At 62.3% G+C, this 14694-nt stretch carries 14 protein-coding genes; 7 read left to right on the forward strand and 7 right to left on the reverse strand.

Annotated elements, in window-relative coordinates:
* Positions 1-44 precede the first annotated feature (44 nt).
* Positions 45-1154: a porin gene (locus tag PQQ52_RS28560; protein WP_408218944.1), complete on the forward strand. Its 1110-nt coding sequence runs from the start codon at positions 45-47 to the stop codon at positions 1152-1154.
* Between the two features lie 2 nt (positions 1155-1156).
* A complete protein-coding gene (locus PQQ52_RS28565; RefSeq protein ID WP_408218947.1) occupies positions 1157-2275 on the forward strand; it encodes a nucleoside hydrolase in 1119 nt (372 codons plus the stop codon).
* A gap of 46 nt (positions 2276-2321) precedes the next feature.
* Here the strand turns inward: PQQ52_RS28565 and PQQ52_RS28570 are convergent, their stop codons facing one another.
* Positions 2322-3248 carry a LysR family transcriptional regulator gene (locus PQQ52_RS28570; protein ID WP_408218950.1) on the reverse strand — a complete coding sequence of 309 codons (927 nt, stop codon included), beginning with the start codon at positions 3246-3248 and terminating at the stop codon, positions 2322-2324.
* Between the two features lie 83 nt (positions 3249-3331).
* Here PQQ52_RS28570 and PQQ52_RS28575 point away from each other — a divergent pair, with 83 nt between their 5' ends.
* On the forward strand, positions 3332-4678 hold the full coding sequence (locus tag PQQ52_RS28575; protein ID WP_408218953.1) for an NCS2 family permease: 1347 nt from the start codon (positions 3332-3334) through the stop codon (positions 4676-4678).
* Positions 4679-4786: 108 nt separating this feature from the next.
* Entirely contained in the window at positions 4787-5884 is a 1098-nt protein-coding gene (add, locus tag PQQ52_RS28580; RefSeq protein WP_408218955.1) for an adenosine deaminase, read from the forward strand.
* A 52-nt stretch (positions 5885-5936) separates the two neighbouring features.
* On the opposite strand, the gene PQQ52_RS28585 is transcribed toward add, so the two are convergent.
* Entirely contained in the window at positions 5937-6797 is an 861-nt protein-coding gene (locus PQQ52_RS28585) for a LysR family transcriptional regulator (RefSeq protein ID WP_408218958.1), read from the reverse strand.
* A gap of 166 nt (positions 6798-6963) precedes the next feature.
* Between PQQ52_RS28585 and PQQ52_RS28590 the strand changes: the two genes are divergently transcribed.
* Both PQQ52_RS28590 and PQQ52_RS28595 read left to right on the forward strand, forming a co-directional pair.
* On the forward strand, positions 6964-8364 hold the full coding sequence (locus PQQ52_RS28590; RefSeq protein ID WP_408218961.1) for a DHA2 family efflux MFS transporter permease subunit: 1401 nt from the start codon (positions 6964-6966) through the stop codon (positions 8362-8364).
* Between the two features lie 226 nt (positions 8365-8590).
* The gene (locus tag PQQ52_RS28595) at positions 8591-9520 is read left to right on the forward strand and encodes a LysR family transcriptional regulator (protein ID WP_408218964.1); all 930 of its coding nucleotides are present in this window, start codon (positions 8591-8593) and stop codon (positions 9518-9520) included.
* Positions 9521-9989: 469 nt separating this feature from the next.
* Here PQQ52_RS28595 and PQQ52_RS28600 read toward each other — a convergent pair whose 3' ends face one another.
* The 3 genes from PQQ52_RS28600 to PQQ52_RS28610 form a co-directional block, all read right to left on the reverse strand.
* A complete protein-coding gene (locus PQQ52_RS28600) occupies positions 9990-10706 on the reverse strand; it encodes a Crp/Fnr family transcriptional regulator (protein WP_408218967.1) in 717 nt (238 codons plus the stop codon).
* A 218-nt stretch (positions 10707-10924) separates the two neighbouring features.
* Positions 10925-11167: a hypothetical protein gene (locus tag PQQ52_RS28605; RefSeq protein WP_408218970.1), complete on the reverse strand. Its 243-nt coding sequence runs from the start codon at positions 11165-11167 to the stop codon at positions 10925-10927.
* Positions 11168-11280: 113 nt separating this feature from the next.
* Positions 11281-11532, reverse strand: a complete 252-nt coding sequence (locus tag PQQ52_RS28610; RefSeq protein ID WP_408218973.1) for a DUF1488 family protein — start codon at positions 11530-11532, stop codon at positions 11281-11283.
* Here PQQ52_RS28610 and PQQ52_RS28615 point away from each other — a divergent pair.
* Positions 11531-11881, forward strand: a complete 351-nt coding sequence (locus PQQ52_RS28615; protein WP_408218976.1) for a hypothetical protein — start codon at positions 11531-11533, stop codon at positions 11879-11881. The two genes, PQQ52_RS28610 and PQQ52_RS28615, sit on opposite strands and share 2 nt — an antisense overlap.
* A 521-nt stretch (positions 11882-12402) precedes the next feature.
* On the opposite strand, the gene PQQ52_RS28620 is transcribed toward PQQ52_RS28615, so the two are convergent.
* Both PQQ52_RS28620 and PQQ52_RS28625 read right to left on the reverse strand, forming a co-directional pair.
* Positions 12403-13848, reverse strand: a complete 1446-nt coding sequence (locus PQQ52_RS28620; protein WP_408218978.1) for an isoxanthopterin deaminase — start codon at positions 13846-13848, stop codon at positions 12403-12405.
* An 18-nt stretch (positions 13849-13866) separates the two neighbouring features.
* Positions 13867-14595: an ABC transporter permease gene (locus PQQ52_RS28625; protein ID WP_408219129.1), complete on the reverse strand. Its 729-nt coding sequence runs from the start codon at positions 14593-14595 to the stop codon at positions 13867-13869.
* Positions 14596-14694: the final 99 nt, after the last annotated feature.

Consider the following 14694-nt stretch of genomic DNA (forward strand, 5'->3'; position numbering starts at 1 on the left):
TACGCCCTACGCAAGGCGCCCTCCTTTCCCGCTACTGGACCACGATGAAACTACTCAAGTTCGCCCCTCTCGCGATCGCCGGCGCACTCTCCAGCGCCGCCCATGCGCAAAGCAGCGTGACGCTGTATGGCCTGATTTCGGCGGGCGTCGGCTATGCGACGAATCAGGGCGGCAAGAACGCGTGGCAGGCACTCTCGGGAACCAACCAGAATCCGCGCTGGGGGCTGAAGGGCGTTGAAGATCTGGGCGGCGGCACGACCGCGATCTTCCAGCTGGAAAACGGCTTTAACGTGATGAGCGGGACCGCGTCACAAAACGGCCGCGAATTCGGCCGCCAGGCGTTTGTCGGACTCGCCAGCAAGACGTTCGGTACGCTGACGTTCGGCCGTCAGTACGACACGGTGCACGACTACGTCGGCCCGGTGATCATCGCGAGCAACGGCGTCAACATCGGCGACAACGACAACGGCTATAACGACATTCGCGTGCAAAACGCGGTGAAATACGTGACGCCTGACTACCGCGGCCTGAAGGCCACGGCCGAATATGGTTTCAGCAACGCCACCGGTTTCGCCAACAACAATGCGTACAGCTTCGGCGCCGGTTACGAGAACGGCCCGCTGAAGTGGAGCGCGGTCTACGCGCAGTACAACAACCCGTTTAGCGCGACTAATCCGGACGGCGCGATTTCAAACGACTATGCCTCGTCGCTGCTGATCTTCGCGAAGAGCGCGCTGCATCCGGCGGCGTATGCGAGCAAGCAGCGCATCTTCGGCACGGGCGGCTTCTATACGGTCGGTCCCGCGCAATTTGCAGCGCTCTTCACCGATGTCCGCTACGATTATCTCGACGGTTCACATCTGCATTTGCAGAACTACAACCTGAACCTGAACTATCACGTGACGCCCGCGTTCATTCTCGGCGCGGCCTATGCGTTCACTGACGGCAAATACGATGTGATCAACACGAGCCCCAAATGGCATCAGGTCAATCTGCAAGCCGATTATTTCCTGTCCAAACGCACCGACGTCGCGTTGACGGTGATCGCGCAGCAAGCCGCTGGCGACGCGCAACACGCGCAGATTTTTGCCTACGCTCAATCCACCGGCATACGTCAGATGATCGCGACGGTCGGCATGCGCCACGTGTTCTGACCATGATGAACGTCTTCGATCCAACGCAAGACCGGCGCGCGTTTTTGCGCACGGCCATGGGACTGGCTGCGAGTGCGTCGGCGTGGCCGATGCTGGCCGCCGCGTCGGGTGCTGGCGGGGCGGATAACGCGGCAAGTGGCACGTCATCTTCGAATAGCGCGGCTCTGCAAAGCGGCGCGCGCCGCAGCGTGATCATCGATTGCGATCCCGGTCAGGATGACGCAATTGCCATCCTGTTCGCCCTCGGCGCGAACGACCGGCTCGAGGTGCGTGCGATCACGGCGGTCGCGGGCAACGTGCCGCTCAATCTCACCGAGCGCAATGCGCGCATCGTGCGTGACTGGGCCGAGCGGTCGCAATCTTTGCCGGTCTATGCGGGCTGTCCGCGCCCACTCACACGCGAACTGATCACAGCCGCCAATGTGCACGGCAAGACCGGCCTCGAAGGCGTGCCGCTGCACGAACCGTTCGCGCCTGTCGCGCCGCAACACGCGGTTGCTTTTCTGATCGACGCTTTGCGCGCGGCGCCCCCGCATAGCGTGACGCTGTGCGCGCTCGGACCGCTGACCAATCTCGCCACCGCGCTCATCGAAGCACCGGAGATTCGCAATGGCATCCGCGAAATCGTGCTGATGGGTGGCGCTTTCTTCGAACGTGGCAACATCACGCCCGCGGCCGAATTCAATATCTACGTCGATCCGCAGGCTGCGCAAGTCGTGTTCGCAAGTGGTGTGCCGATCGTCGTGCTGCCGCGCGACGTCGCCGTGAAAGCGATGATCACGCCGGCACGGATCGCGCCGATTCGGGCGCTCGGCAATCGCTGCGGCACGATGGCCGCCGACATCATGGCTGCGGAAGTCGCGTATCAGAAGGGACGCAAGGGTGTCGAAGAAGCCCCGATGTACGACCCCTGCGCGACGGGCTACCTGATCGAGCCGTCGCTATTCAAAGGACGCGAGGTCAACGTGATGATCGAGACAGTCGGCGAATGGACGCTCGGTGAAACGGTGGTGGACTGGAGCGGGCACAGCGGCCGTAAGCCGAACGCGACCTGGATCACCGAAGTCGACGCGGACGGTTTTTACGCCGCCTTGCGCGCCCGGCTCGCCACGCTGCCGTGAATCGGTGAAAGACTCGACAACGCTCATGCATCCAGCGCGCGTTGCGTCAGATATGCGCGGCGATCCACTCGCGGCACGCACGCACATGCGGGCCGCGATCGTCGCCAGCGAGCGAAATCAGCGCGATCGAACGGGTGACGGACGGCTTGTCGAGGCGCAACGCGATCAGTTCCGTGTCATGCAGATGCATGGTGTAGAGACTGGGCAGCACCGCAATCGCCAGACGGTTGCGCACCAGTTCGTACAACGGCTCCGTGTACTCGACGCGGTATGCAACCGTCAGTTGCAGACCTTCGGCTCCGCCGGTGCGCCGCAACGCATCGCTGACGCTACCGCGCACGAACACCGCCAGATCGCGGCCCACCAGCTTTGCCCACGCAAGGCTCTTCTTCTGCGCGAGCGGATCGTCGCGCCGCACCACCCCCACGATCTGATCCTCGAACAGATCCTGGTAGCGCAGCGCGGCTTCGCCGTCGTTATCCGCCGCGGTCGCATCGGGCTCGTGCACACCGACGCCGAAGTCGACCGCGCCCTGGCGCACGGCATCGATCAAGGCGGTGTTCGGCATGTCGTTCAGCGTGAAACGCAGCGACGGTTGGTGGGCACGCAACAAGACGAGCGCGGGCAACAGGCGCGCCGCTGCCGACGGAATCAGTCCAATGCGCACCGTCTGCACGCGTTCGGCGAAGGTGCTCGCCATATCGTCGAAGGTGCCGCGCGCCTGATTCAGCAGCCGCTCCGCGAGCGGCAGCACGCTGGCGCCCGCATGCGTGAGCGTCAGCCGATGCGCGGAACGCGCGAACAGCGGGCCGCCGAGCAGAAATTCGATCTGCCGGATCGCCGCGGTCAGCGCCGGCTGGGTCAAGGCGAGCGATTGCGCGGCCTGCGTGAAACTGCGTGCATGCGCAAGCGTGACAAAGTACTGGATTTGCCGCAGCGTGAGCGCGGGCAGCAGGGACGAACGGTCGGTCATGGAGTGCAATGCATCGACGCAATGCGCAGCAGTATAAATGGCGTAGTTACAGGATGAATCAATTGATCAATAACGAATCTTCAATGCCGACGACAAACAACCCGGCACCCGTCGCGCGCGGCGGGTGGCTCGAACGGCGTTTCGCGCTCGCTGAGCGTAAAACCAGCGTGCGTATCGAAACCATCGCCGGCATCACGTCGTTTCTCGCGGCCGCCTATCTGCTGGTGGTCATTCCGTCATTGCTGTCGGCGGGCGGCATGGATCGCGGCGCGGCGACCACCGCAACGATTCTCGTGTTCGTGCTGAGCACGGTATTGATGGCGCTGTATGCGAATCTGCCGTTTCTGGTGGGGCCCGGCATCGGTGGCTCGGTGATTCTCGGCATTACGCTCGCAGGCGAACACGTCGCATGGCAAACGGGTCTGGGCATTGCGTTCGTGTCCGGCGTACTGTTCCTGATCCTGACGCTGGTGGGCGCGCGCAGTCTCGTGGTGCGCCTGATTCCGGCGCAGATCAAACTCGGACTCGGGGCATCGATCGGTTTGTTCATCGCGGTGCTCGGCTTCCGTAACGCAGGGATGGTAGTCGCCAACGCGAAAACCAATGCGCTGGCACTCGGCGATTTCTCGCGTCCCGGCACCCTGGTCGCATTGATCGGGCTCGGCGCGGCGGTCGTGCTGCAAGGCCGCCGCGTTCCCGGCGCGATTTTGTGGGCGATCCTGATTGCAGCCGGCGCCGGTGTGCCGCTCGGCGTCACGCATATGCCCGCGTCGCTTCTGTCATGGCCGCATAGCATCGCGCCGATCGCGTTCAAGCTCGACATTGCAAGTGCATTGAGCGCGGCCGCGATCCCCTATCTGTTCGTGTTCTTCGCGGCGGAGTTTTTCTCGACGCTCGGCACCACGCTCGCCGTCGGCGCCAAAGCGGATCTGCTCGACGAAAACGCGAATTTGCCGAATATCAACCGGCCGTTTCTCGTCGATTCGATTGCCGCAACCCTCGGTCCGGTATTCGGCATTCCGGCACTCACCGCGCTGGTTGAATCGGCGGCAGGCGTTGAAGCGGGTGGGCGTACCGGTCTTTCCTCGCTCGCCGCGGCCGCGATGTTCGCGCTGATGCTGTTGTTCGTGCCGGTCGCGCTGGCCATTCCGAAAGAAGCGACTGCTCCGGCACTCATGCTGATCGGGCTGTCGATGTTCAGCACGATTCGCCATACCCATTTCGACGACTTCAGCGACTCGCTGCCCGTTCTTTCGATGGTGCTGCTCACGCTGATGTCGAACAGTTTCGGCACCGGCATCGCGGGCGGCCTGCTCTGCTACGTCCTCGTCAAGCTGCTCGCCGGACGTTTCCGTGAAGTACCGTGGGGCCTTTACGTGCTGGCCGTGCCGCTCGGCTATTACTTCTATACCGTGGTCAAACCGCATTGAGTTCATCACTTTAACTTTAGCGACCCAACGCAGCGGCACGTTTCATCCTGCATTTGCACTAAACTGAATTTGCGTCGAGTCTTACGCACTACCGAAAACCATACCGACATGAAAGAGACATTGGGCAACGTGCCCACATCGCGCCTCGGCATTACGCTGACCGACGCCCATCGCGCCTTCTTCACCGCCCTCCCGAAGGTCGAATTGCATTGCCACCTTCTGGGCGCGGTGCGTCATGAGACTTTCGTCGCGCTCGCCGAAAAGAGCAACGCGCCGATCGACCGCGAAGAGATCGACGCGTTCTATACGCGCGGCGAAAAACCCGTCGGCGTGCTGCGTGTGCTGCGCGCGCTCGACGAACATCTGCTCACGCATGCAGACGACCTGCATCGCATCGCCTATGAATATCTCGCCGATGCCGCCTCGCATCAGGTACGTCATAGCGAGTTCTTCTGGAATCCTACCGGCACGGTGCGCGTTTCGAAGATTCCCTATGCGGATGCGCAAGCGGCCATCGTCACCGCGATTCGCGACGCCGCGCGCGATTTCGGCATCAGCGCGCGGCTGATCCCGAGCATCGACCGCGAAGCCGATCCCGACGAAGCGGTCGCGCTGGTCGAATGGATGTGCGCGCATCGCGCGGACGAAGTGGCGGGCCTCGGTATCGACTATCGCGAGAACGACAGGCCGCCGGAGCTGTTCTGGAAGGCGTACCGCAATGCACGTCACGCCGGTTTCAAAACCACCGCGCACGCGGGCGAATTCGGCATGCCGTGGCGCAATATCGAGACGGCCGTCGACCTGCTGCAATGCGACCGGATCGATCATGGCTATACGATCGTCGACAACCCTCAATTGGCGGCTCGCTATGCAGAGCGCGGCATCGTGTTCACCGTGGTGCCGACCAACTCCTACTATTTGCGCACGCTCGCCCCAGAAGTCTGGGCCGAGCAGCATCCGATGCGGCGCATGCCGGGCATGGGCCTGAAAATTCACCCGAACACCGACGACCCCACGCTGCACAAAGTAACGCCGAGCGAAGCATGGCAATTGATGTTTAGCCACTTCGGCTTCAGCATCGCCGAGTTGCGGCAGTTCATGCTGAACGGCATCGACGGCGCATGGGTCGACGAAGCGACGCGACGCGCATGGCGCGCAGCGTGGGGCGCGGAGTTCGACGCGTTGGCGGCAGCCCTGCCCGCTTAAGCGAAACAGCGCCTCGGGTCACGCCACCCGCTCAGGCGCCGCCCGCGCGGCTTCATTCGCCGATCCACGACCCGCGCAAATCGCTGTCGTGCAGCAATTGCAGCAACGTGCCCGCCGGACGGCTTAGCCGTTTGGCGGCCAGCGCGATGAATTCCACCGAGGGCAGCGTCGGCAAACTGGCCGCGTTGAGCGGCGGCGCCAGGCCCCGCGCGGCCAGATACTGCGGACGAACCGTGATGCCGAGCCCGCCCCGCGCGGCGGCGATGCAGCCCGCATGACTGCTGCTCGTGCACACCACCTGCCAGCTGAAACCCGCTTCGGCAAGTGCATCGAGCACCACGGCGCGCGTCACGCTCGGCTCGGCAACCAGAATGAGCGGCAAGGGCTGGCTGAGATCGACCAGCGTGCCGGTGCGCGCCAGCCACTCCAGCCGCCCCGTGAAAAGCGGCACGCCGCGGCGGTCGCCCAGACGCCGTTTCCCCACCAGCAAATCGATCGAACCGGCGTCCAGCAACTCGTACAGCTTGCCCGTCATGCCGATGGTGATTTCCAGTTCGACATCGGGATGGGCGTCGCGAAACGCCGCCAGCACCGTGGGCAGCGGCCCGAGCGCGACGTCGTCCGATGAGCCGAGCCGCACACGCCCTTTCAGACGCGGCGCGCGAAACTGCGACTCGGCCCGCGCGAGCGCCTGCAGGATCACGCTGGCGTGCGCGAGCATGGCCTCGCCGTCCGGGGTCATGGCGAGCGAATGGGTGTCGCGCACGAACAGGCGCCGCCCGACACTCTGTTCGAGCCGGCGGATATGTTCGCTGACGCTCGACTGAGTGAGGTCGAGTCGCCGCCCCGCCTCGGTGAAGCTGTGGCAAGCCGCGACTGTCGCGAAGGTCTTGAGCCAGATGGGATTGAGCATGGGCCATTGTCGTCCCGGTTATCGGCAAAGTCGATAACAGTCAATGCTCCTAGTGGGGTTCCCGATTGACGACAATGTCAATATCATGACGGAATCCCCCCAACAATTGCTTCGAGCACGGCCCGCCGGTCTGTCTGCCCCCGCCGCCCGGTCGCTCAATTGAACAATGAACAAGGATTCCGCCCAGACCGCGCTACTGTGGATCGTCGCCGCCGGCTTTTTCATGCAGTCGCTCGACACGACGATTGTCAACACGGCGTTGCCGTCGATTGCGAACAGCCTGCACGTCGCGCCTCTCGCGATGCAGCCGATCGTGGTCGCCTACACGCTGACGATGGCGATGCTCACGCCCGCTTCAGGCTGGCTCGCCGACCGCTTCGGCACGCGGCGCGTCTATTTCGCGGCGATCCTCGTGTTCGTGCTCGGCTCGATCTGCTGCGCGAGCGCACATACGCTCGGTCAGCTGGTGATGGCGCGGGTCCTGCAAGGGCTGGGCGGTTCGATGCTGCTGCCGATCGGCCGGCTTGCCGTCCTGCGCAGCGTCTCGAGCGAGCAATACGTGTCGGCGCTCGCGTTCATTTCGATTGCCGGCCAGTTGGGGCCGATCGCCGGGCCGACGCTCGGCGGCTGGTTCGTTGAGGCCATCACGTGGCACTGGATCTTTCTGATCAACGTACCGATCGGCGCATTGGGTCTCTACGCGGTACAGCGGTTTTTGCCGGCGCATGGAGAAACCAGGGCGCCGCCCTTCGACTTCGTCGGTTGCGGGCTGCTGTCGCTGTGCATGATCACTTTTTCGCTGGCCGTCGAGGCGCCGGTCGAGACGCACCGCGCGGCATGGTCGGCGGGTCTGTTCGCGCTCGCCGTGATCAGTGCGCTCGCCTACATTCCGCACGCGAGGCGCCGCAGCAATCCGCTCTTCAAACTCTCGCTCTTCAGCGAGCCGAATTTCAGCGTCGGTCTGATCGGCAACCTGGTGTGCCGCATCGGCTCGAGCGCCGTACCGTTCCTCGTGCCGTTACTGCTGCAATTGCAACTGGGTTACTCACCGCTGCATTCCGGCCTGATGATGCTGCCCGCCGCCCTGGCCGGCACCCTCACCAAACGCTGGATTGCGCCGCTCGTGCGGCGCTATGGCTATGACACGTTCCTGCTCGTCAACACGGTGATCGTGGGGTCGGCGATCGTTGCGTTCGCATTGATTACGCGTGGCACGCCGCTCATCGTCGAGATCGTGATTCTGGCTGTGTTCGGCGGCGCCAACTCCATGCAATTCGCGGCGATGAACAGCGTCACGCTCAAAGGCCTCTCGCATGAAGATGCCGGCAGCGGCAACAGCCTCTTTTCGATGGTGCAGATGCTCGCGATCGGGCTGGGCGTCTCCATCGGCGGCGGGCTGGTGAATCTGTTCACGGCGCAATGGGGATCGGCGGCGCTCGGCTTCCGCCTGAGCTTCGTGTGCGTGGGCGTCATCACGCTGGTGTCCGCCTGGGTGTTTCGTCATCTCGACGAGGCGCCTGTCACGCGCGATGTGGCTGGCCAGGCGAGCCAAGGCGCGGGGCGCTGATATGCCTCACGCATGGCGAGCATCGCAGCCCATGCGCGCGTCAGGCAAACTCATCCGGATTGGCGCCCATCCGGACGCCTGACGCGATAGCGCGACTGTCACTCCACTCATGATGCAGCGTCATCGATCCGCTCGGACAGATGGCCTTTCCCGACGTCGTCGCCTGAATTCAAACGGCGTTTCGCGTTAGCATGTCACGCATTAATGCATAACAAGGGAATATCACATGCCATTTGACGAGCGCATGCTGAACGGCATGGGCGTGCTGACGGCGATCGTCGACTGCGGCAGTTTTGCGGCAGCCGGCGAAGCACTCGACATGTCGCAATCCGGGGTCAGCCGTTCGGTTGCGCGGCTCGAAGCACGTCTCGGTATCCGGCTATTCGACCGCACGACCCGCTCGGTCACACTGACTGACGAAGGCCGGCGCTTTTACGAACAGATCGTTCCGCTACTCGGTGGACTCGAGGAAGCAGCGGCTTCGGCGGCGCTGGGCGCCACCGCGGTTCGCGGACGGCTGCGCGTGAACATGGACCCGTTCTTTTCGCGCCTCGTATTGGGGCCGAGGCTGGGTGGCTTCATCGATAAGCATACCGATCTGCAACTCGAGTTGGTCACGCGTGACCAGTTAGGCGACATGGTCGCCGACGGCTTCGACCTTGCGATCCGCTTCGGCGATCCGCCGGTTTCGACGCTGATTGCACGCAAGCTGCTCGACACACGGATTCTGACCGTGGCTGCGCCGTCGTATCTGAAGAAGCACGGACATCCAGCGAGCCCGGCCGAACTCGAAAGCGGCAAGCACGTGTGCATCAAGTTCCGTGATCCGCTGACGGGTTACCCGTTCAGCTGGGAGTTTCACCACGGACGCAAGAAGATCGTGATTACGCCGCAAGGCCGCTTGACCGTGAACGACGTCGGCACCTTGCATAGCGTGTGCGCCGCGGGCCAAGGTGTCGCGCAGATTCTCGCGCTCGGTGCCGAGTCCCTGCTCGCCAATGGCAAACTGGTCGAACTGTTCCCGGACTGGGGCGACGAGGTCTATCCGCTGTACGCGCTCTATCCTTCGCGACATCATCCGCCGGCCAAGGTGCGGGCATTCTTCGACTTTATCGTTTCGCTGACTGGAAGCCCGATACGCGAAACGGTTGCTTGAGTCGCGATGGGGCGAGCGCGATGCGTTGCCGAACATCAATCGTCAACCACGCGCCTACCGGCGCAGAGCACGCGAATTCGCATCCTGTACGGTAGCGTGCAGACAGCGTCCCGCGGCTGCGCGCATGCTGAGTGAAGGCACTCACAGCTCGCACGGAAGACCTATGTCGAACTACCCATTTGAGAGCGAGTTGGCTCATCTCGAGCAGATAATTCCATTTCTCATGACTGCCCCGCCGCTAGGCTTGCCCTATTGGCGACGCCGGATTCTCGCCCTGTCGCCACTTGAAGGACGACTGCCGCCTGACAGCGCCCAACGTATCGGAAGGTTGATGGACGTTTTCGAAAAGATCGAACGCAAGGCATCAGTGGATGCGGCGACCACGTCAACATCAACGGCACGGTAGCGTGCACGAGGCGGGCCGGTTCAGCGGTGCGGTGGGTTGCCCCGCTTCGCCAGGGCGCGTTCGCTAGATAGCCTGCAACGCCGGTAATAGCCGGTCGAATTCGCGCTTGACCACCGCGTAACATTCGCACACATGGGCTTCCAGACCGGGCCGGTCCAGCACGGTGATATGGCCGTGGCTATAGCGGATCAATCCAGCGTTTTGCAGTTTCAGCGCCGCGGCCGTCACGCCGGATCGGCGCACGCCAAGCATATTGGCAATGAGCTCCTGCGTCATGCGTAATTCGTTCGACGGCAGGCGGTCGATGCTGAGCAATAGCCAGCGGCACAATTGTTGGTCGATCGAATGATGGCGGTTGCATACCGCGGTCTGCGCCATCTGGGTAATAAGTGCCTGCGTGTAGCGCAATAAAAGGCGCTGCGTCGGACCCGCGCGCTTGAATTCGTCTTTCAGCATGTGGGCATTCAAGCGCCACGCGCAGCCCGCGCTTTGTACGATCGCGCGGCTCGGCGTCGTCTCACCGCCCATGAACAGCGACACGCCGACGATACCCTCATGCCCCACGATAGCGATTTCCGCCGAGGCGCCGTCTTCCATCACATAGAGCAACGAAATAATCGACGTGGTGGGGAAATAGACGTGTTCGAGTTGGCCGCCGGATTCGTAGATGACTTGACCCAAAGGCAAATCGACTTCGACCAGATACGGCTCGATGCGTGCCCACTCAATCTTGGGCAACACCGCCAACAGCTGATTCTCTCTTGGGTCACCTTGGGGCATCGGTGGCTCCTTGCTGGGTTCCGGACGCGCCCGAGGCGCGGCTGCGCATGGTCTGCGGAAACGGCGCAAGCATTCGTTCCGCTGCAATGGTGATTATGACTCGTGCGTGGGAAACACGGAATCGGGTAAAGCGCCCACTGTGCTGCTCCTGCAAACTTTAATGGAGACGGCACAAATAGAAAAACCGGCTTTACGCCGGTTATTTTTGCTCCGCCGGTCTAAAGAGCGGCGGGTTTCTTCTTGAGTATCAATGGACGACGCGCTTCCATCAGCGTGCGCTTTGCGCCCAGCCACTTCGTCACATGCTTGACCCATTGCTTCGGGGCGGGCTCATTGCCCTCGTTCTGCTGCGGATCGTTTGCCGCGGTTGTGGCCGCTTTTTCGCTTTCGGCGACACGTGCGGCCTCACGTCGCCGTTTGCTTTCGGCGATTTCTTCTAGGTTGACCTGGTCATCATCCATGCTGGAACTCCCGCGACAAAACAAGGCGAGGCGCCGGTGGGCGCCGCGCTGCTTCGGCTGTGGAGCAAGGCGGCGCACGGCAGATCCGGTTGGACGTGCCGCGCCGCGCTGCGTCAAGAAATCGTATAGCGGTTTTGCGGACCGCCGACATACAGACCGCGAGCGAGCGAAAGGATTTGCTCGCGATGACGGTCGAAAGCCGCCAGCAGTGCCGGTTCGTCGGAGCCTGCGCTCGGGCTCAGATTCGAAATGACCGAATCGTTGACAGTGAAGGCGATTTCGCGCGCGTTGTCATAGCCCCAGAAATTGACGCAGTGACGGAAGGCGTCATAGCTGCGGCTTGGGTTCGGGAAGTTGAGAGACATGTCACGCTCCCGTGGTTTTGCCTTCTTCACGGTGCGCCGATTAAGGGGCGCGGTCAAGGGGTTGTTTGTAAGTGTCAGGGTTTGCCCCTGCGGGGGGCTTTTGGGTTTTTTGCCTTTGGGTTTTTTGCCTTTGGGTTTTTTGCCTTCGCGGCGCTTTGGTGGTCTTTGTGCCTGCGGCGTTGGCCTTGTTTTGTTTGCCTGTGCGGCGCTTGATTGTCTGTTCGCCTGCGGCGTTGGCCTTTCCTTGATTACTTATTGGATTATTAGCGTTTGCCCCTGCGCGGGGCGGCACTTACTTTCTTTGCCGCCGCAAAGAAAGATAAGCAAAGAAAACGGCTCACACCGCTAATCCTTAAGCGGGTCCCCCGCACAGTCACGCTAGTGGTGCATCTGGAATCTGTGCCCTCGCACATTCAGCCCTGATGACAAAGGCGTCATACTTCCGGCGGCGCTGCGCGCGCCGAAGCGCAATTATCAGAAACGATTGCTGCGTTTTGCACTCACGTTTCATTCGGCATTTCGCCAAGGCGAAGCCGACGGCCCCCACCCCGCCCAAACGAAGCCCGTGCTTCCTGAAGAACCCTTCCGGCGAGCACGCAGTGCGAGGCGGGAAGCATGATTGCTTTGTCACAAGCGTTGAATGTGCGAGGGCACAGATTCCAGATGCACCACTATCCCCTCCAAGCCAGGGGACCCGCTTAAGAATTAGCGGGGTGAGCCGCTTTCTTTGCTTATCTTTCTTTGCGGCGGCAAAGAAAGTAAGTGCCTGCCCCGCACAGGGGCGAACGCTAATAGACCATTAAGAAAACAAGCAAAGGCCAACACCATAAAAACACAGACAAGAAAGCACCGCCCAGGCAAAAAAAACCGTCACTTAACTTCATCCAGCAACGCCCGAACCGCCCCCCGGGCCTCCCTGGCAAGCTCCTTAATATCGACACCTTCAATCTGATCATCAACCACAACCCGCTTCCCAGCAGAAAAAAGCGCCGCCAGCGAAGGCCTCCCGCCAGAGGCCACCGGCCCGATCGCCGGATCATGCAACCCAAAATACCTCGGATCATCGAGCCGATAAACCGCAAGATCCGCGGCATACCCCGCAGCCACCTTCCCAACCTCATCCAGGCCCATAATCCGGGCCCCACCCGCCGTCCCCCAATGAATCACATCGGCCACACTCGCCGCACCCGCGCCGCCTTCGAAGCTACCGCCGCGATACTTCGGCTGCGCCAGCATGCCGCGCCGCGCGCGTTGCGCAAGCCACGTCATGTGCACTTCGGAAATCATATCGGCCGCTTCGTTCGACGCCGCACCGTCGACGCCGATCGACACCGGCACGCCCGCGTCCGCCATCTCCCGCACGGGGCAAATGCCGCTGCCCAGCCGCCCATTACTCTGCGGGCAATGGGCGACTCCCGTGCCCGTCTGCGCGAGCAGCGCGATTTCGTCAGCGTCGACTTTGACGAGATGCGCGTACCACACGTCGCTGCCGAGCCAATCGTGCTCGCCGCAGAACGCAACCGGTGATTGCCGGTACACCGAATGCGCACTGTCCTGATAGCCGACCGTCTCCGATAAGTGGCTGTGCAAACGCAAACCCAACCGGCGTGCAACCGCCGCCGTCTCACGCATCTGCGCAGGAGAAATCGAATACAACACCGTGGTCGGCGCCATCACGACCCGCTGCATCGCTCGCGGTGAAGCATCGTGGTATCGGGCCGCGAGCCGTTCAATATCGGCGACGTACGCGTCCAGCGTCTCGGGTCGTAATGCCGTCGGCAATTCGGCCTCAAGTTGCCGCGTTTGCGTCGCGCCGCCGCGCAGCAGCACGAAACGCAAACCGAGCTTCTCTGCTTCTTCGAACAGAATTGCCGAACTGTCGAAGGGCATGCCCGGGTAGTACAGGTAGTTGTGATCGGCCACCGTCGCGCAGCCCGAGCGCGCAAGTTCGATCAGACCGATGCGCGCCGCGAGCCGGAAGCGCTGCTCGTCAAATAGCGCACGAAAGCGATACGGGGTCGCGGCAAGCCACGGCGTGAGCGTCGCATCGAGTCCGGCCGTGTCGCCCTTGAGCAACGACTGGAACAGATGGTGATGCGTGTTGACCCACGCCGGATAAATCACGCAATCGGTGGCATCCACTAACGTCTCGCCAGGCCGCGGCGTGAGCGCACCAATTGCGTCGATCGTATCGCCGACGATGCGAATGTCGGGACCCTGCGCGCGCGATGGATCATCTGCCGTACCACGACCGCCGGTCATGATCGCGGCCGCGTTGCGAATCAACGTGGAAGCCTGGATGTCGTATGTCGTCATAAACCTGCGCTCAAACAATCAAAGTTGGCTATCGTGCCAGCCGCGCAAACCGATGCGCGACACCCATGCCGTGATAGCGAACAACACGACGCCCGTCACGGTGATCAGCAACAGCGCAGCAAAAAGCCGCGGAATATTCAGCTGAAAACCCGCTTGCAGAATCTGATAGGCAAGCCCCGCCCCACTGCCGCCCGTGCCCGCGACAAACTCGGCGACCACCGCACCGATCAACGACAACCCGCTCGAAATCCTCAGACCGCCGAAGAAATAAGGCAACGCACTCGGAATGCGCAAGCGCACCAAAGTCTGCCAACGGGTCGCGCGATTGATCCTGAAGAGGTTGATCAATCCCGGATTCACACTGCGCAAGCCGAGCGCCGTGTTCGAGATGATCGGGAACAGAGCCACCAACGTCGCGCACAGCACCAGCGCCACATTCATGTCCTTGACCCAGATGATGATCAGCGGCGCGATCGCCACGACCGGCGTCACCTGCAACAGAATCGCATACGGAAACAGGCTTGCTTCGATCAGCGGACTCTGCACGAACAGCAAGGCGATGACGACACCCAGCACGGTGGCAAGCGCAAACGCCAGCAGCGTGATTTTCAACGTCGCCAGCAAACTGCCGAACAGCAAAGGCGCGTCCTGGACCAACTCGGTTACGATCGCCAACGGCGACGGCACCAGGTACGCCGGCACCTTCATCAGCACACACCAGCCCTGCCACAACGCCAGCACCACCATGCCGACGACCCACGGCGCGATTGCCTTTGCCACACCGGGACGTTGCAACCACGGTCGACGCGTGGGCGTCGCAGCCGCCGGGGTGCGGTTGATGTCCCC

It is taken from the genome of Paraburkholderia sediminicola, from assembly GCF_046030555.1.
Lineage (GTDB): Bacteria > Pseudomonadota > Gammaproteobacteria > Burkholderiales > Burkholderiaceae > Paraburkholderia > Paraburkholderia sediminicola_E.

Coding starts and splice junctions, on each gene's coding strand:
- PQQ52_RS28625 (WP_408219129.1), bottom strand. CDS start 14,595: ATGGTGGTGCTGGCGTTGTGGCAGGGCTGGTGTGTGCTGATGAAGGTG.
- PQQ52_RS28595 (WP_408218964.1), top strand. CDS start 8,591: ATGCCATTTGACGAGCGCATGCTGAACGGCATGGGCGTGCTGACGGCG.
- PQQ52_RS28605 (WP_408218970.1), bottom strand. CDS start 11,167: ATGGATGATGACCAGGTCAACCTAGAAGAAATCGCCGAAAGCAAACGG.
- PQQ52_RS28620 (WP_408218978.1), bottom strand. CDS start 13,848: ATGACGACATACGACATCCAGGCTTCCACGTTGATTCGCAACGCGGCC.
- PQQ52_RS28570 (WP_408218950.1), bottom strand. CDS start 3,248: ATGACCGACCGTTCGTCCCTGCTGCCCGCGCTCACGCTGCGGCAAATC.
- PQQ52_RS28590 (WP_408218961.1), top strand. CDS start 6,964: ATGAACAAGGATTCCGCCCAGACCGCGCTACTGTGGATCGTCGCCGCC.
- PQQ52_RS28610 (WP_408218973.1), bottom strand. CDS start 11,532: ATGTCTCTCAACTTCCCGAACCCAAGCCGCAGCTATGACGCCTTCCGT.
- PQQ52_RS28615 (WP_408218976.1), top strand. CDS start 11,531: ATGTCACGCTCCCGTGGTTTTGCCTTCTTCACGGTGCGCCGATTAAGG.
- PQQ52_RS28575 (WP_408218953.1), top strand. CDS start 3,332: ATGCCGACGACAAACAACCCGGCACCCGTCGCGCGCGGCGGGTGGCTC.
- PQQ52_RS28600 (WP_408218967.1), bottom strand. CDS start 10,706: ATGCCCCAAGGTGACCCAAGAGAGAATCAGCTGTTGGCGGTGTTGCCC.
- PQQ52_RS28565 (WP_408218947.1), top strand. CDS start 1,157: ATGATGAACGTCTTCGATCCAACGCAAGACCGGCGCGCGTTTTTGCGC.
- PQQ52_RS28585 (WP_408218958.1), bottom strand. CDS start 6,797: ATGCTCAATCCCATCTGGCTCAAGACCTTCGCGACAGTCGCGGCTTGC.
- add (WP_408218955.1), top strand. CDS start 4,787: ATGAAAGAGACATTGGGCAACGTGCCCACATCGCGCCTCGGCATTACG.
- PQQ52_RS28560 (WP_408218944.1), top strand. CDS start 45: ATGAAACTACTCAAGTTCGCCCCTCTCGCGATCGCCGGCGCACTCTCC.